At 69.7% G+C, this 16,578-nt stretch carries 15 protein-coding genes and 2 pseudogenes; 12 read left to right on the top strand and 5 right to left on the bottom strand.

Going from position 1 to position 16,578, the window contains the following annotated elements; all coding sequences use genetic code 11:
- Positions 1–21: 21 nt before the first annotated feature.
- Positions 22–1,443, top strand: coding sequence for an IS21 family transposase (istA, locus tag SRB5_RS00240; RefSeq protein ID WP_456114905.1), 1,422 nt, complete (start codon positions 22–24; stop codon positions 1,441–1,443).
- Positions 1,440–2,210 (top strand): IS21-like element helper ATPase IstB, encoded by a 771-nt coding sequence (gene istB, locus SRB5_RS00235; protein WP_153449344.1) that lies wholly within the window; start codon positions 1,440–1,442, stop codon positions 2,208–2,210. Before istA ends, istB begins: the two co-directional genes overlap by 4 nt.
- A gap of 530 nt (positions 2,211–2,740) precedes the next feature.
- Here istB and SRB5_RS00230 read toward each other — a convergent pair.
- Both SRB5_RS00230 and SRB5_RS36105 read right to left on the bottom strand, forming a co-directional pair.
- Positions 2,741–4,603, bottom strand: coding sequence for a hypothetical protein (locus SRB5_RS00230; protein WP_153449343.1), 1,863 nt, complete (start codon positions 4,601–4,603; stop codon positions 2,741–2,743).
- Entirely contained in the window at positions 4,600–6,126 is a 1,527-nt protein-coding gene (locus tag SRB5_RS36105; protein ID WP_228389664.1) for an integrase, read from the bottom strand. Before SRB5_RS36105 ends, SRB5_RS00230 begins: the two co-directional genes overlap by 4 nt.
- A gap of 53 nt (positions 6,127–6,179) precedes the next feature.
- Between SRB5_RS36105 and SRB5_RS00220 the strand changes: the two genes are divergently transcribed.
- Together SRB5_RS00220 and SRB5_RS00215 are read left to right on the top strand one after the other, a co-directional pair.
- Entirely contained in the window at positions 6,180–6,365 is a 186-nt protein-coding gene (locus SRB5_RS00220) for a peptidase associated/transthyretin-like domain-containing protein (protein ID WP_153449342.1), read from the top strand.
- A gap of 125 nt (positions 6,366–6,490) precedes the next feature.
- Positions 6,491–6,922 carry a hypothetical protein gene (locus tag SRB5_RS00215; RefSeq protein ID WP_153449341.1) on the top strand — a complete coding sequence of 144 codons (432 nt, stop codon included), beginning with the start codon at positions 6,491–6,493 and terminating at the stop codon, positions 6,920–6,922.
- A 117-nt stretch (positions 6,923–7,039) separates the two neighbouring features.
- On the opposite strand, the gene SRB5_RS00210 is transcribed toward SRB5_RS00215, so the two are convergent.
- Positions 7,040–8,521, bottom strand: a complete 1,482-nt coding sequence (locus SRB5_RS00210; RefSeq protein ID WP_153449340.1) for a NucA/NucB deoxyribonuclease domain-containing protein — start codon at positions 8,519–8,521, stop codon at positions 7,040–7,042.
- 740 nt (positions 8,522–9,261) lie between these two features.
- Here SRB5_RS00210 and SRB5_RS00205 point away from each other — a divergent pair.
- The 4 genes and pseudogenes from SRB5_RS00205 to SRB5_RS36100 form a co-directional block, all read left to right on the top strand.
- Positions 9,262–9,432: a hypothetical protein gene (locus SRB5_RS00205; RefSeq protein ID WP_153449339.1), complete on the top strand. Its 171-nt coding sequence runs from the start codon at positions 9,262–9,264 to the stop codon at positions 9,430–9,432.
- A gap of 81 nt (positions 9,433–9,513) precedes the next feature.
- Positions 9,514–10,938 (top strand): non-reducing end alpha-L-arabinofuranosidase family hydrolase, encoded by a 1,425-nt coding sequence (locus SRB5_RS00200; RefSeq protein WP_153449338.1) that lies wholly within the window; start codon positions 9,514–9,516, stop codon positions 10,936–10,938.
- Between the two features lie 265 nt (positions 10,939–11,203).
- Positions 11,204–12,034 (top strand): helix-turn-helix transcriptional regulator, encoded by an 831-nt coding sequence (locus SRB5_RS00195; protein ID WP_323376662.1) that lies wholly within the window; start codon positions 11,204–11,206, stop codon positions 12,032–12,034.
- Between the two features lie 141 nt (positions 12,035–12,175).
- Positions 12,176–12,676: pseudogene (locus SRB5_RS36100) on the top strand (aldehyde dehydrogenase family protein); the annotation flags it as partial.
- Positions 12,677–12,703: 27 nt separating this feature from the next.
- Here SRB5_RS36100 and SRB5_RS36095 read toward each other — a convergent pair.
- Positions 12,704–13,474, bottom strand: a pseudogene (locus SRB5_RS36095) (LLM class flavin-dependent oxidoreductase); the annotation flags it as partial.
- 290 nt (positions 13,475–13,764) lie between these two features.
- On the opposite strand from SRB5_RS36095, the gene SRB5_RS00185 reads away from it, so the two are divergent.
- The 4 genes from SRB5_RS00185 (at position 13,765) to SRB5_RS00175 (ending at position 16,160) form a co-directional block, all read left to right on the top strand.
- Entirely contained in the window at positions 13,765–14,874 is a 1,110-nt protein-coding gene (locus SRB5_RS00185; RefSeq protein WP_153449336.1) for an epoxide hydrolase family protein, read from the top strand.
- 185 nt (positions 14,875–15,059) lie between these two features.
- Entirely contained in the window at positions 15,060–15,146 is an 87-nt protein-coding gene (locus SRB5_RS37685) for a putative leader peptide (protein WP_407703865.1), read from the top strand.
- Between the two features lie 73 nt (positions 15,147–15,219).
- Entirely contained in the window at positions 15,220–15,762 is a 543-nt protein-coding gene (locus tag SRB5_RS00180; RefSeq protein WP_323376660.1) for a cupin domain-containing protein, read from the top strand.
- A complete protein-coding gene (locus tag SRB5_RS00175) occupies positions 15,759–16,160 on the top strand; it encodes a rhodanese-like domain-containing protein (protein WP_323376658.1) in 402 nt (133 codons plus the stop codon). The genes SRB5_RS00180 and SRB5_RS00175 overlap by 4 nt, the downstream gene beginning before the upstream one ends.
- A gap of 44 nt (positions 16,161–16,204) precedes the next feature.
- On the opposite strand, the gene SRB5_RS00170 is transcribed toward SRB5_RS00175, so the two are convergent.
- A complete protein-coding gene (locus SRB5_RS00170; RefSeq protein ID WP_153449333.1) occupies positions 16,205–16,573 on the bottom strand; it encodes a MerR family transcriptional regulator in 369 nt (122 codons plus the stop codon).
- Between the last annotated feature and the right edge of the window lie 5 nt (positions 16,574–16,578).

Genomic DNA, 16,578 nt, shown 5'->3' with positions numbered 1-16,578 from the left:
GCGACGTGGCGGAGGGGGTCTGTGGTGGTTTTGGATCCGTATCGCTGGCTGGAGTTGCGGCGTTTTCGCGGCCTGTTGGAGTCCGGCGCGATGAGCCTGTCGGAGATCGCCCGGGAGACCGGGCTGGATCGCAAGACGGTCCGCAAGTATCTGTCCGTATCGGGGTCGGCGACCCCGCCACGCCGTTCGCCCGCGGGTCGGTCGCGGGCGAGGGTGGTCGACGCGTTCGCGCCGCTGATCGACTCGATGCTGCGGGCAGAGATTCTGATGAAGGCCGCGGTCATCCACGAGCGGCTGGTCAGTGAATACGGTTTCACCGGCAACTATCAGCGGGTCAAGCTCTACGTCCAGGAAGCCCGGCCCCGGATCGCCGAGGAGTTGGGTATCACGCCGAGGGAGCTGGCGGGGATGCACCGCCGGTTCGAGGTGATCCCGGGCGCCCAGGCCCAGGTCGACTGGGGCGATGAGGGCAAGATCCTGGCCCATATGGGGATCGCGAAGGTCTATTCGTTCCACATGACGCTGTCGTACTCCCGTGATCCGTTCTGCTGCTTCACCACCAGCCAGGACATCGGCACCTTCTTCGAGTGCCACCGGCGGGCGTTTGCCCACTTCGGCGGGGTGCCGATGACGATCGTCTATGACCGGACCAAGACAGTCGTGCGCCGGCACGTGGCCCCCGGCAAGGCGGTGCCGCTGCATCCGGAGGCCGTCGGTTTCGCCGGCCACTACGACTTCGACATCGACGTGCTGGCGGCCTACCGCCCGACCGGCAAGGGCCGGGTCGAGCGGCAGGTGCTGATCGTGCGCGACCACGTGTTGTCCGGCCGCGCGTTCGCCTCCGTCCCCGAGATGGATGCCGCCTTCGCTGCCTGGGTGCCGGTGCGGCGAGGCCAGATCCACAAGACCCATCGGGAGGTCATCGGCGAGCGGGCGGCCCGCGACCACGCGGCCCTCAAGTCGCTGCCGCCGACTGTCTATGTGGTGGCCGAGCGGCATCTGCGGCCGGTCGGCAAGGACAGTCTGATCGCGTTCGGCGGCAATCTCTACTCGGTGCCTGCCCGTCGGGTCCGTCCGCGTCAGCTGGTGGAGATCCGGGCCACCAAGTCGCAGGTCATGCTGCATTCGACGGTTCCCGGCCCGGACGGGCAGTCGCTGCTGGCCGCGCATCCGCGGGCGGTCGGGCGTGGAGCGCGGGTGGTCGACGAAGCGCACTGGGACGGGCTGCCCACCGGCAAGACCCGCGCCACCACCACCGGTGACGTCGACCCGCCGCGGCCCAGGCCACAGCCGCCGGGTGATCAGGCAGGTCCGCTGCAGGCCCTGCTCAACCGGGCCGCCGCCGCCCGGATCGAGGTGGGCCGCCGGCCGCTGTCGGTCTATGACGAGTTGACCGGCACCCGCCCCTTCAACAGCCCCCGACCTGCAAAGGAATCGTCTTGAGCGAGCTGACCGGCACCCGCATCCGCACCACGGCCGCGAAGCTCGGCCTGCCCCACCTGGCGGAGACCTGGAACGAGTACACCCGCCGCGCGGACGAGGGGAAACTCGGCTACCTGGACTTCCTCGACCTGGTGTTGTCCGAGGAGCTGGCGGTCCGCGACGACCGGCGCTTTCGCCAGGGCCTGCGGCTCTCGAAGCTGCCGCACCACAAGACGCTGGACGAGTACGACTTCTCCTTCCAGCCCGAGCTCGACCCGCGCAAGGTCAAGGACCTCGCCACCTTGTCGTTCGTCGAGGCCAAGGCCAACGCGGCTCTGCTGGGTCCGCCCGGGGTGGGCAAGACACACATCGCCGTCGCGCTGGCGGTCGCGGCCTGCCGGGCCGGCTACTCGATCTACTTCACCAGCCTCGACGACATGGTCCGCAACCTCAAGGCCGCCGAGACCGCCGGACGCCTGGTCAACAAGCTCGGCACCTACCTGCGGCCCTCGGTTCTCGTGGTCGATGAGGTCGGCTACCAGCCGCTGGAACGGGCCGAGGCGAACCTGGTCTTCCAGGTGATCTCCAAGCGCTACGAGAAGGGGTCAATCATCTTGACCTCAAACAAGACCTTCAGCGAATGGGGACAGGTGTTCGGCGACGAAGTCCTGGCCACCGCCATCCTCGACCGCCTCCTGCACCACTGCGACGTCGTCGCGATCAACGGACCCAGCTATCGGCTGAAGAACCGACTCCAGGCCATCGAGCGAGACACCAACGTGGCCTAGCAACTGGGGACGTTCAATCGTACGCAACTGGGGAGAGAAGGTCGTACGCCGACACCGGTTCACGATCGAGAGCCGGTCCTCGCGCTGGCCATGGCTGGTCTCGGTTGCTTTGACGTGCGCGGCGTAGTCATCGAGGTCGGCCAGCGACACCTCGCCGAAGCATGCCCGGCCGCGTCCGTGGAGCCAGTCGGTGAACAGCCGGAGGCTGCGGAACATGGAGGTGATGGTGGTGATCGCCAACGTGCGCGGACGGAAGTAGAAGGTGGAGACGCCGGCGCTGGTGTGGTTGAGCAGCAACCACGTAAGCGTCTTGACCGTATGCAGGAACGGCCCGGCGATGGGGCTGAAGTCGATAGAAAACGCGGTGGTGTGGCCCTCGAAGACGGCGGGCGAAAGGCGCCAGCGCTGATCAGCGAAGACCGACAGGGTGCTGGGGTCGGTCCCGGGGCGCAACGGCCGGTTGAGCAGTACGAGGGTGTCTGGCTCGGGCAGTGCAGGCGCAGATGGGGCCGGGGTGGTGTCCGGGAGGATCATGTCAGGTCGAGTCCTCGGGTCAGGAACCGCTCGACCAGGGCGCGCTGCTCGGCGGTGATCTCGGTGCGGGTCGTGGCGATCGTCGCGGTGGGGAAGCTGGCGAGCAGGTCGGCCAGTTGCGCGACGGGCCCGGCGAAGCGTTCGGCCCCGCGCAGAGGCGTCATCTCCTGCCTGCGGGCCTCCAGTCCGTCCTGGACGGCGATCAGCACCGGCAGGTGCGCCGGAGTCGCGCGGGCGCAGGGACAGGACAGGCAGAGCAGGAACGAGGCCCGGCAGGGCTCGCCCGCTGGGCTGTGCGGGGTGGCCAGGTGGTCGGTGCAGCCTCCCAGCACGGTGTCCAGTTCCCCGGCCAACAGCTTCTTCAGGGTGGCCGTCTCCAGGCCGTGGCGCCTGGCGACGGCCTCGGGCCTCTCCCGGGCCTCGGCGACATCGGTGGCCGTCAGCACCCGCATGACCTGCGCGGCCCTCGCGCCGGCCAGTTGCTCCTCCAGCACGTCCGCGACGACCTTCTGATACTCGGCGAGGTTGCCGCGGTTGCGCGCCAGATACTCGTTCGCCAGCGTCCGTTCCGTGTGCGCGACCGGCTGCTGGTGGCGCTCCAGCCAGCTCATCCGCAACCGTCGGCTGTCGACCACGAGCGGAACCGGAAGACCGTCCTCGCCCAGGGCGTCGGCGCGCAGGTTCGCGCCACGGCTCCAGCTGGCCAGGATCGAGTTGGGCAGGCCGGCGCGGAATCCGCGGGCCTTCTCCACGCCCTTGGCGCAGAAGAAGGCCAGGAGCAGATCGGTTCCGATGTGCGCCCGTGCTGGGCCGGCCAGATCGACCAGCAGCGCGTAGACCCCGAACGGTGTGTGCAGGTCGAACTGCCGGTGAGGGCTGCCGCCTGGCCCGCCGGGCGCGCTGCCGGAAAATGCGGTCGGCATGTGTGCGCGATCCCGGCCGCGGCGCGGCTTGACCAAGTCCACCACCGCAGTCGCGGTGGTCCCGGTGTGCCCGTCGGCGCGGTGGTGCGTCGCCGTGGCGGTGGCGATCGTGCTGTAGTTCTGCCCGGTCAGGCAGAGCAGCAGCACGCCGGCCGCGCCGATGTCGGAGAAGGTCAGGTGCAGGTCCGCCATCAGCCGGCCCGCCCCGAACGGACGGACGCAGTGGTCGGGCTGCTGGCGGGTGTCCCTGCGCGGGACGTCGCCGCGCCGCTCCACGTAATCCAGCAGCTCGCCGTGCTGCCAGGTTCGCGGCTCCGCTTCGGCGTCGATCTGTCCGGCCCTCCAGCGGGCCAGCAGTTCCCGCCCGGCGAAGATCCGCTCGGCGGCCCGCCTGAGCTGGGAGCGCGCGGTGGTGGTGATGCGGTCGAACTCGGCCGTCGTGTAGCTGGCGGCGGGCGTGGAGTTGCGCTCCAGGCCCTTGCTGGCCAGCCGCGCCAGGAAGTCCTGCCCTGCGCCCTCGGGTGCGAACCGCAGCACCGAGCGCAGCGTCGGCAGCTCCCGGTTCAGGTTCGGCGTGCCCAGACCGGCCATCTGAAAGCTCTCCAGGTGGGCGGCTCGAAGCTGCGCCGGATGGGCTGGCGGGCGGTTGAGCGAGGCCAGGTGGTGTGCGAATCGGCGCAGCAGACCGTAGGCGCTCAGGGCCGAGGAGGTCGTCCTGCGCCGCCCGGCCGGAGAGGTCGCCCCGGCGAAGGCGGTGGCCAGCCACACCACCAGCTCGCGGGTGATGGGGAAGGCGGCGAAGTCGTAGTCGACCGGCGGGCCGCCGCGCTCCGGGAAGAAGCGGACCAGGCACTGCCCGTCGTCGAGGAACAACCGTTGCGGCGCTTGGTATCCGGGTGTCGGCAGCGCAGCCGGGCGCCCTGCAGCGCGGGTCATGACGGTTCTCCGGCGACCGGGTCGGACAGGACCTGCGGGTGCGTGGCGAACATGGACGCCATCAGGGCCGACAGCGCAAAACCGTGAGCGTGCTCGATCAGCAGCGAGACGTCGAGGTCGCGGAAGGGCTCCAGGTAGGTATCCATGGTGGTCGTCACGTCGGCGTGCCCCATCAGCGTCTTGACCAGATACCAGGTGTCGCCGAACTGGGCACGGAAGTCGCGTACCTCCTCAGCGTTCAGGTGCGCGACCTGCCGCTCGTAGAGCAGCCGGCCGACCGAGTACCAGCGCAGCGCGAACGAGTGCCGCATCATGTGCGCGTTCGCCTCGAACGAGGTGAGCCCGGCGCGGGCGACCCGCTCGTTGCCGGTGTCGAAGGTGTGTTGCCAGCCGTGCGCCGCGCGCGGAAGGCCGTCCTCGTTCAGCCAGACCGCCAGCGGTTCCAGTCCGGCGGCGGTCCGGCGGAACAGCCTCTCGCGGGCGGCGGGGTCCAGCGAGTCCATCGACACGGTCACCCGCCGGCCGCCTGCGTCGCGCATCTCCAGGCGGCGGTTGCGGGTCCTGCGTTCGACCAGCAGCAGCCCCGGCAGCCGCTCGTAGCGGCAGACGCGCTGAGCCCGGCGGACCGCTGCGGCGCGCTCGCCCTCCTCGTAGGCCAGGACGTCGACCAGGACGCTGCGCGGCATCCAGAACCGGCGCCCACGTCCACCCTTGGCGCATGCCTCCGCCAGCCGACAGGTGTAGTAGGTGCGGGTCTCGTCGTCGGCGGGCAGCTCCAAGCGCAGGACGCTGGCCCACTCACTCAGCCGCAGCCCGGTGCCGTAGAGCCCGTCGACAAACGCGCAATCGCGCTGGCTGTTGCGGCCCCGCCACCCGTCGATCTCCCGACCACGCAGGTCCAGTCCGCGCAGCCCGACGTCGACCCAGCGGGCGTAGCCCGCCGGGTCCAGCCACTTCACGTCCTTGCTGCGTACGAGATGCGGGCCCGCCTCGAACGACTCCGTCACCGAGCCCGGGTCAGGACCGGGAACCTGCCGCCGGGCCACCGGATCGCTCACTCCGAACCGGAACCCGGCCCAACGGTAGAACGCGCTGATCGCGACCAGGTCGCCCAGCACCGTCCCGCCGGCCACGCGCCGGACGTTGGCCTCGGCGGTCATCCGCCAGAACTTGAACCCGGCGACGTCCTCTTCGTCGGCGTCGTGCCAGGCCCGGCCCACCGCATCAAGGAACCCCAGCCAGACAGCGACCGCGAAGGCATACTTCCTCCGCGTGCCCGTGCTCGCGTTACGCATCCGCGCCGAGGCGAAGAACCCGTTGACCTCCGGCACCGACCACCCATCGGCCCGCAGCAGCACCGGCTGCCCCGGCTGCGTACCGTGCGCGTGCGCCCACTCCGCCAGCGTCGGCAGGCCCGCCAGCACCGGATCGACCGCGTACCACGACACCTCCCGCCGCGGGTCACACCAATGCACCTGCCACCGCGCCAACGGCCCGGCTTCCACCTCAAGTTCATCGATCATCAACGAGTGAACATACAGCCACTCACAGTCACTGAAATCCCAGCAACAGTTCCTTGTGGCTAGAGACCGCCGGCCGGACCACCGTCGACGGCGGCATCCTTTTCCCGAACGTCCCCCCGGGCACGTACGAGTTCACCGCCACCCACCCGACGGTAAAGTTCGCGAAGTTCACCGCCACCTGCACCGGCAACCGCCTCATCAACGCCAGCCCGCCCCAGGGCCTGCACGGCATGCCGTAACCGGCCCCGTCACTGCCCTGCCCATGCCGCCCGCGAATCGCCGAGGATCCTGGCGCAGGACGCCGGAGCCATGCGGTTGCATGGTGAGCGGTGGGCCCCGAGTGGTGACTTCGAAGGAGGGCGGCATGGCGCGGGTGCTGGAGCGGGCGGAGCTGGAGGTCCTCGTGGTGGATCACCTCTTCGCCGTCGTCGACGAGGAGGGGACGACAGGGCCGCGACCACCGTTTCCGCATGAGACCGGCGGTTGGGTGAGCGCGGCGGGGTCCACACTGTTCGTGGAGATCGAGGACCCGCTGGTGGCCACCGCGGTCCTGTGTCTGGAGGCCTGGGACGGCGAACCACCCGGGGACGATGCTTCGTGGACCGCTCGCGAGACGGTCCGGCTGGATCTTCCCAGCGGGGTCATCGGAGTGGAGGAGATGGAGGCCGGCGGGGAATCGGACGTGCTGCGGGTGCCGAGCCGGGGCGTTCATCGGGCCCGGGTCGCCCTCCGGGAAGACCCGGAGGGCCCGCCCAACGTCCTGGTACGGCTATGGCCCGCGCAACCGGCCGCTTGAGGCAACCAGCCGTATGCGGCATGAAGCGTGCGGAACGCGCCCGTTGCCGGAGCGGATCCGGCTCCGCACCGGCAACGGGCTTCCGCATGGGGCTTGCCGGCAGATGCGCCGGCGGGCCTACGGCTGAATCGGCAGGAAGAATTCCTCGTGGTCGAGGATCCGGTCCACGCCGTACCAGCGTCCGAGGCGGGCTCCGGCCTCGCGGTTCACGGTCCGGTTGACCCAGCGCACCGAGAACTGATCGCGGAATTGCGCCTGCTGGTCCGCGGGCTCGTACTTGAAGCGGGCCGCGCCCTCGTAGGTGGAGGCGAAGGGGTACTCGTCGCAGTCGAACGGGCCGCCCGTCGGCGGCTGCGGCGGCATTCCGATGGTGCCGCAGAAGCCGGTCGACACGTTCCGGTTGTCGATGACCCGGGCCCGCTGCGCCGGCATCAGCCGGCTGCCGGGCAGCCGGTGGAGCGGGGCGACGGGCGTCGCGCCCACCAGGTTCTTGAACGCACGCGGAGGCACCGTGGAATCCGGATCGGTACGTGCGTCGTCGATGTGCTGCGCCACGCCCGCCACCGCGGCGTCACCCAGCCGGTACGCCATTCCGGGGACGGCGCGGTCGAAGACGCTGCCCATCCGGGAGTTGCCGGGACCCAGATAGACCGCGCTGTCGAAGCGCATCCCGCCCTCGGGGCTCTCGGTGTCGAGGGCCTGGAAGTACCACGGCAGGTCGAACTCGTACTCGATGTGGAACACACCGGTGCCGATCTGCGCGCCGTGCGAGATGTCCGGCTCGCTGGCCTGGGAGATGACGTCGAAGTGGGCCCCGCTGTCTCGCCGCCATTCGTTGATGGACTTCTCGGTCTCATTGTTGAGACCGGGGAAGCAGGCGTTCTCGTCCGTCTCCGGGAAGTCGTCGTCGAGGTAGTTCCCCTCGCACTCGATGGACGCCTCCAGATCGGCGCCGGACCCGGAGAACACGCCGGTGGTGAGAATATTGTCCACGCTCAGGCGGAAGTCCGCCCATCGGCTGCTCGCGGGATTGGACTCGTAGCCCGAGGTCTTGCCGTACCCGATCAGCGTGTTCGTCGAGGCGTAGGTGCCGCTCAGTCTGCAGCGGGGCGGGAAGATGCCGCATTCGAAGGCGGGCATGAACAGCACGTGCTTCTGGCAGTACGAGTAGCGGTTCTTGATCCAGCCGGCGTCGGCGCTCGCCGCCTCGGAGTTGTCGTCGCACTGGTCGCGCGTGGCGTAGTCGAAGATGTCCGCGGGTACGCTGCCGCGCGGGAACCGGGAGGAGTCGACGACGTATCCGGCCGGCGTCGCCTGTGCGGCCGCCTTCGTCCGCGCCGCCTTCGCTCCCGTGATCCGGGAAGGACCGTTCTCGGTGGCCGGCTTGATGCCGAGCCGGTCCAGGTCTCCGTGCTCCTTGACCTCCTCGACGAGTTTGTCCGGGTGCTCGACGAGTGCCGGGTCGGAGATGACGTACGGAACTACCTTGTAGGTGGTGCGAGTGTCGGACGACTGCGCCTGGGCGGGCAGGCTGCCCAGAAGCAGTAGTGTCGCGGCGGCCAGTGCGGTGGCTACCGCCGTTAACGGTCGTGGTGTCACGGCTTGCGTCTCTCTTTTCGCGTCAGATCATGAAGTTGCACCTCGATGCTGCCGTGACGGGAGTGCAACTCCTTCCTGAACTCGCCGATGCCACCCATTTGCGGATCCAAATACCTTCCGAACTCATCGGATAAGCGACTTCATTACTTGGGTCTGCCCGCCATTTCGTGAGGGCGGTGGTCGGGAGGTCAAGAGATCGATGTCATCTGATTTCCGGCCGGTTTAAGGTGGGCAGAGTTTCTGGAATTCACCGGCGGCGCTGAGCAACACCAGGACCTGTGAAAGAGTTCGCGGAAGCGCGTGATGGGCAGACCTGCTCGGGTGATCCACAAGACCCAGAGCGGCTACTCCGGTCCGACTCGTGGGTTCCGAGGTGTCGGTCGCGGCGGGTCCGGCGCGGGCGTGGCTCCACCAACGGCTCCCGGGGGACCCAAGCGCAGACATGACATGCCCAAGTAAAGATTCCGGGTTTGTTGAACGCGGGGTATTGACGCCCCGCCATCGGCCCCGGATCCTCTCTGTCTGAGAAGCCAGACAGAGTTCGATATTTCGAACACTGTCGACCGCAACCGGTCTGCGCCTGCTCCCGCGCAACAGACCACCGCACGCCGGCACCCGCACCGCCCCGTTTCCCGTCCGGTGACGCACTCCCGTGCCCGCACCGGCTCCGGGACACCTGACGAGGACGTGCGCGACGCCGCGCGGCGGGCCCGACTGAACCGCGATGGGAGCACTCACGGATGAGACGCACAGCCCTGTCGGCTGCCGTACTTCCCACCACGCCCACCTCCGGCACGGCGCCGAGCGGCAGACCGCCGGCCGGCCGGCGCCGCCGCACCGGCAACAGCACCGCCGTGGTGATCCGAGACCGCGGCGAACAGGCCGACCAGCAGTGGACTCTGCGCGGCTGACACCGCGAACCACGGCACATCGCCGGCCCGGGCGGCCTCGGACGGAGCCGCCCGCCCCCCACACAAGGAGGACGAAGTCCCATGCACGGACGAAGCTTTACCCGCGGACATCCCGCCGCGGCACTGGCCGCCGCAATCGCGGCCCTGGTCTGCCTCGCGGCGATGCTCGTCGCCACCGGCCCCGCCCAGGCCGCCACCAGCGGCAACCTGCGCGGTGTCGGCTCGGGCCGGTGTCTGGACGTGCCGAACGCCAGTCAGACCGACGGCACGTACCTGCAGATCTGGGACTGCTGGAGCGGGACCAACCAGCAATGGACACTGACGGACAGCAACCAGCTGACGGTGTACGGCAACAAGTGCCTGGACGTCCCGGGCCACGCCACCACGGCCGGCACCCGCGTCCAGATCTGGAGCTGCAGCGGCGCCGCGAACCAGCAGTGGCGGGTGAACTCCGACGGCACGGTCGTCGGAGTGGAGTCCGGACTGTGCCTGGACGTCACGGGCGCCGCCACCGCGAACGGCTCGGCGGTGGAGATCTGGACGTGCAACGGCGGCAGCAACCAGAAGTGGACCGGCCTGACGTCGACCCCGCCGGGCGGTTCGTGCTCACTTCCGTCGACGTACCGGTGGACCTCGACCGGCGCGCTGGCCCAGCCGGCGAACGGCTGGGTCTCACTGAAGGACTTCACCAACGTGGTGCACAACGGCCGGCATCTGGTCTACGCGTCGAACGTCTCGGGATCGTCGTACGGCTCGATGGCGTTCAGTCCCTTCACGAACTGGTCGGACATGGCGTCCGCCGGCCAGTCGGGGATGAACCAGGCCGCGGTGGCACCCACGCTGTTCTACTTCGCACCCAAGAACATCTGGGTGCTGGCGTACCAGTGGGGTCAGTGGCCCTTCATCTACCGCACGTCGAGCGACCCCACCAACCCCAACGGCTGGTCCGCTCCGCAGCCGCTGTTCACCGGCAGCATCTCCGACTCCGGCACCGGACCGATCGACCAGACGCTGATCGCCGACGGCCAGAACATGTACCTGTTCTTCGCCGGTGACAACGGCAGGATCTACCGGGCGAGCATGCCGATCGGGAACTTCCCGGGCAGCTTCGGCTCGTCGTACACGACGATCATGAGCGACTCCACGAACAACCTGTTCGAGGGAGTGCAGGTCTACAAGGTCCAGGGCCAGAACCAATACCTCATGATCGTCGAGGCAATGGGTGCGAACGGGCGTTACTTCCGCTCGTTCACGGCGTCCAGCCTGAGCGGTTCATGGACCCCGCAGGCCGGCAGCGAGAGCAACCCCTTCGCGGGCAAGGCCAACAGCGGCGCCACCTGGACCAACGACATCAGCCACGGTGACCTGGTGCGCAACAACCCCGACCAGACCATGACCATCGACCCCTGCAACCTGCAGCTCCTGTACCAGGGCAAGTCCCCCACCGCGGGCGGTCCCTACGACCAGCTCCCCTGGCGACCGGGCGTCCTGACCCTGCAGCGCTGACCTGCCGGATCCGGCGCGACCCGCTGAACCGATACAGCCTCCCCAGGAACCCAGCCGTATGGCCGCCGGAGTTCCTGGGGAGGCACCCACGGCGGCTGCCTCTCCGTAGCCAGGCCACGGACATGACATCCGGTGTCTCACCCGTCGCCGTGGCAGGCGTTCCCGCCCCCGGTGCCGAACCAGTCGGATCGCCACCCGCCACCGGGTCGGGGCCGGACCTTGCGGCTGTTGTCCGTGTGGCGAGGGTGATCCATACACTGGTGGGGTGCCGGCAGACTTCCACTCCCTCGGCGGGCTGCTCCGGGCATGGAGGGAACGGCTGCTCCCGTCGGATGTGGGGCTGGCGTCGGTCGGGAACCGGCGTACCAAGGGGCTGCGCCGCGAGGAACTGGCGGCGGTGGCCGGGGTGAGCAGCGACTACATCGTCCGGCTGGAGCAGGGCCGGTGGCTGACGCCGTCCGCGCAGATCGTCGCCTCCCTGGCTCGCGCGCTCCAGCTCGACCGTACCGAGACGGAGCTGCTCTACCGGGCCGCTGGTCTGGCACCGCCCGGCCCGGGGACGATCTCGCAGCACATTCCGCCGGGGGTGCAGCGGATGCTGACGCGGATGGCCGACCTGCCGCTCGGTGTGTTCGCGGCCGACTGGACGCTGCTCACGTCGACACGGTTGTGGGACGTGCTTTTCCTCAGGCCGGCGGCGGGGGAGGTCCCGGGGCAGAACCTGGTGGTTGACACGTTCGTGAACGCGACCTCGACGGCGGTGGCGGACCCGGACGGCGGGGCGGACGCCTTTGACCGGGCCCTGGTGGCGGACCTGCGCCGCACGGCGGCGTACGCCGGGAACGACCCTGCTTTCGCTTCGCCGATCGCCCTGCTCCACGAGCACAGTCCCCGCTTCGCCGGGCTGTGGGCCGAGGGCGCCGCGGCAGCGTTCCGGAGTCTCGTTCAGACGGTTCACCACCCACTGGTCGGTGACGTCAGGATCGACTGCGACACACTGACCGTCCCCGACGCCGACCTGAGGATCATCGTGTGTACGGCGGCGGGCGGGAGTACCGCCGCGGAGCAGCTCGCGCGGCTGCGCACGGCGATCTGACCGGGAGCGCCGGCACGCGCCCCCCGGGCCGGCCGACCCGGCGGCACCCTCGTCCCGGATGTGCCAGGGAAGAGCCTTACCTGGCTGTCACCGGTGCGTACGCGCAGGCTGGTGCCGTCCCGACGACGAGAGGCACACACCATGGCGCAGTACGACGAGAACCCCGCCCGACAGTGGATCGGCGGCAAGTGGACGGAGAACGACCGGATCGGCGAGTCGGTCGACCCGTCGACGGGCGCGGTCATCGGCTCCTTCTACGACGCCAGCGAGGCGGATGCCCGGGCCGCCGTGGAGGCAGCGGCCGAGGCGTTCACGTCCACATCGTGGAGTGGGTCCGGTGCGGTGCGCGCCAGTGCCATCGATTGCCTGGCCGACTCCCTCGAGGCCCGGGTGCCCGCGATCGCGGCGATGCTCTCCCGGGAGAACGGCAGGCTCCGGCACGAGACGCGGTGGGAGGTCGGCCAAGCCGCGCAGTGGCTGCGGTACGCCGCCGCGAGCGCCCGGATGCAGAACACCGGCCGTGCCGCCGAAGTCGCCCCCGGACGCTACCTCTACTCCCATCCCGAGCCCAGGGGAGTGGTCGGCATCATCTCGCCCTGGAACTCCCCGGTCATCCTCACCGTCCGTGCGCTGGGTCCGGCCCTGGCCGCCGGCTGCACGGTCGTGGTCAAGCTCCCGGCACAGACCGCGCGGACCAACGCGCGCGAAGTAGGGATACATGGTGTCGCGGGCGCCCTGGCTGGTGGACCCGATGTAGCCGTGGAGGTTGATGCTGGTGCGCAGCGTTGCCGGGTCGTGCCCGGCTTCTTCGGCGGCGGCGCGGTACATGTCGAGGGTCTGCCGGTGCTGGGTGATGTGCCCGGTCAGCAAGGCCATGGCCATGGGCAGTCCGAGACGACCGGTGCCGATCGCGGACGCCACGGTGCCGCCCACTCCGACCCAGATCGGCAGTTCGGCCTGGAATGCCCGCGGTCCGATGTCCGAGGCCTGGAGCGGGGGACGGAAGCGGCCGCCGCTCCAGGTGAGCGGGTTGTCCGCCCGGATCTTCAGCAGGAGGTCGAGCTTTTCGCGGAAGAGGTCGGCGTAGTCGGCCAGGTCGTAGCCGAAGAGCGGGAAGGACTCGGTGTAGGAGCCGCGGCCGGTGATGATCTCGGCCCGGCCCCCGGAGAACTGGTCGAGCGTGGCGAACTGCTCCCACACCCGGACCGGGTCCTCGGAGCCGAGCACGGTGACGGAGCTGGTCAACCGGATGTTCTCTGTGGCTTCCGCGGCTGCTGCCAGGACCATCGCCGGGGCCGAGCCGACGAAGTCGGTCCGGTGATGCTCCCCGACGGCGAACAGGTCGAGGCCGACCTGATCGGCGAGCCGGGCCTGCTCGATCGTCTCCCGTGCCCGCCGGTGGGCCGAAGGGAGCTTCCCGGTGCGCGGGTCGGCGGTCATCTCGACGAACGTCATGTGGCCGAACTCGAAGGACGGCTGCGCGGGCTCGGCGGTCGTGCCGGTGGTGTCACTCATCGTGGGACTCCTTCGGATGTCCGGTGGAACCGCCTCGACCAGAACAAGATGTCTGCGCAGGCAGATATTCCCGAGCCTGTACTGTCTGCGCAGTCAGGTTCCTCGGGCCGCGCGACGCGCTGGCGTTCGGGTATGTCCACGCTGCAGGAGGAAGCGCGGAACCGTACGGACGACGGGCCGGGCCGGCAGCAATCGGATCAGCCCGAGGGAGGAAGATGAGCACGTTCGAGGCCGCAGAATTCGCTGTCGCGGTGCCGGAGGACGACATCGCGGATCTACGCCGCCGCCTGCTGGCAACGCGCTGGCCCAGGCCCTGGCCCGAGCCCGCCTGGCTGGCGGGAACCGACCGCGCCGTACTCGCACACCTGGTCGACTACTGGGTCCACGGATTCGACTGGCGCCGTCACGAGCGACGCCTGAACGCCGAGCCGCAGTGGACGGCGACCGTCGGTGGCCAACGGGTGCACTTCCTCCACGTGCGCGCACAGGAGCCGACAGGCATTCCGATGATCCTCACCAACGGGTGGCCGAGCACGTTCGCCGAGATGATCCCGCTGGCACACCGGCTCGCCGGCCTCGGCCACGACGTCGTGGTGCCGTCCCTGCCGGGATTCACCTTCTCCGATCAGTCCGCCGAGGCCCCGGCCGCGACTCCGACGCACGAACTCTGGCACCGCCTCATGTCCGGTCTCGGCCACGACCGCTACCTGGCGCACGGGGGAGACCTCGGTGCCGGGATCACCTCGCGTCTCGGGGCCGCCCACCCGGAAGCAGTCGCGGGTATCCACCTGATGGCCGTGACGCCGGCCGTCGACCACAGCGACCTCACGGCAGCCGAGGCGGCGTATCTGTCGGGGATCGAATCCTGGACCGGCGACGGCGGCGCCTACCAGCATCAGCAGCAGACCCGTCCCCTGACACTCGCCTACGGACTGAGTGACTCTCCGGCCGGTCTGCTGGCCTGGGTCCTCGAGAAGTACCGCGCCTGGAGCGACTGCGGCGGGGACATCACCACGCGATGGACCGACGACGAGATTCTGGTGCACGCCTCGCTCTACTGGTTCACCAACACGATCGGCACGTCCTTCCGGCCGTACTTCGACCACCTGGCGCATCCGTCCCCGCGGCCCGCGATGGGCGACCTGCCGACGGCCGTCGCCGTGCTCCCGTACGACATCTCTGTGCCGCCGCGCGAATACGCCGAGCGGACCTACCACGTCGTTCGCTACACCCGCCTCGAGCGCGGAGGGCATTTCGCACCGCACGAGGAGCCGGACGCACTCGCCCGGGACATCCACGAGTTCGCCACCACGCTCCGCGACTGACACCGGAGCCCGCCGGCCGCCGGACCCGGCCCCACACGGGTACCTTGCCCAGGGCTGGGGCCTGCGGTCTTTCGGGATCCGCAGACGCGGCATCGCGCGCATCGCGGTCGGCGCGTGCCCCGTCCCGCTGATCACGGAGCGCCGGTGAGTTGACCGCTCTTTCCGGTCATGGTGTACTCCGACTCGTGGTCGACACCTGTGTGCGCCTGTGGCGGAGGGTCCATATGGACCTTGTCCGCTATGCGGGCTGCGTGTGTCATCCGTCCGTCTGAATTCGCATCCCTTTGCCGCGCCGCTCATCTTGCCGCGCGTTTTCCCCGCGAACGCACCTTCAGGACGGTACCCGTGCCCGTATCACCTGCTTCCCCTGTCCCCTCCGGCTCCTCCGCCGTCACTGCACCGACCCCGGCGGACCTGCTCGCCTTTGCCCGCCGTACGGCCGCGGACGTCGAGCTGATCGCCTCGCTTCCCCTCGATCCCGAAGGCCGCACCTGGGTACGCCTCGACGGCCCCGGGGGCAGCGAGGCATGGCTGATCGGCTGGCCGCCCGGCACCGGGACGGGCTGGCACGATCATGCCGACTCGGTGGGCGCCTTCGTCACCGCGGCCGGTGAGCTGACGGAGAACTCGCTCGCCGCCCGGCTGCCCACCGACGGCTGGAAGATGCTGGAACTCACCGAAGGCGTGGACCGCGTACGACGGTTGCCGGCCGGCGAGGGCAGGCAGTTCGGCCGGGACCACGTGCACGAGGTGCTCAACGAGTCCACCGAACGGCACGCGGTATCCGTCCACGCCTACTATCCGCCCCTGCCGGAGATCCGCCGCTACAGCCGTACGGGGCAGGCGCTGCGCCTGGAGCAGGTCGAGCGTCCGGAGGACTGGCAGTGAGCACCCACCACGAACACCCCGTCGGCATCGACGAGCTGCTGGAACGCGTTCGCGCGGGGCTCGACCGCATCGAGCCGCACGAGGCATACGAAGCCGCCCAAGACGGCGGGGCGCTCCTGGTCGACATCCGCTACGCCGCTCTGCGAAACCGGGACGGCCTGATCCCCGGCGCCCTGGTCATCGAGCGCAACGAACTGGAGTGGCGCCTCGACCCCCGGGGCAGCCACCGCGTCCCCCAGGCCACGAGCCACGACCTTCCCGTCGTGATCATCTGCAACGAGGGCTACGCCTCGAGCCTCGCGGCCGCGTCGTTGCGGCAACTGGGCCTGCACCGGGCGACCGACCTGGTGGGCGGCTTCCAGGCGTGGCGGGCGGCGGGGCTGCCGGTGGCGTCGTAAGCGGGCGATCCGCCTGGGCGCGGCCATCCCCGGCGACCGTACGATCACCCGCGCCCGGTCTGCTGTGCCAGGCGGGAGCGCAGCCGGGTCAGGCGGTCGATCTCGTCGTCGATCGCCGCCAGCCGGTGAGTGATCACGCTGGAGGCGGGGGAGACGGAGTCGGCGTTCGTGCAGCGCTGCTGGGGATGGTCGGCCAGGAGCTGGATCCGATCGGCGATGAGGCGCAGATCCTCGACGGTGAGGCCGAGACCGAGCAGTTCGCGGATGACGCGGAGGCGGGCCACGTCGTCCGGGCCGTACCGGCGTTGACCGGACGCCGTGCGGTCCGGCGGGGCGAGCAGCCCTCGCTCCTCGTAGAACCGCAGGGCCCGCGGGGTGGTTCCCGCTGCCGCCGCCGCATCTCCGATGCGCATGTCGA

Origin of the sequence: Streptomyces smaragdinus (assembly GCF_009604385.1) — a bacterium.
In the GTDB taxonomy this organism is placed as follows: Bacteria; Actinomycetota; Actinomycetes; order Streptomycetales; family Streptomycetaceae; genus Streptomyces; species Streptomyces smaragdinus.
This window is presented reverse-complemented; position numbering and strand designations above follow the sequence as displayed.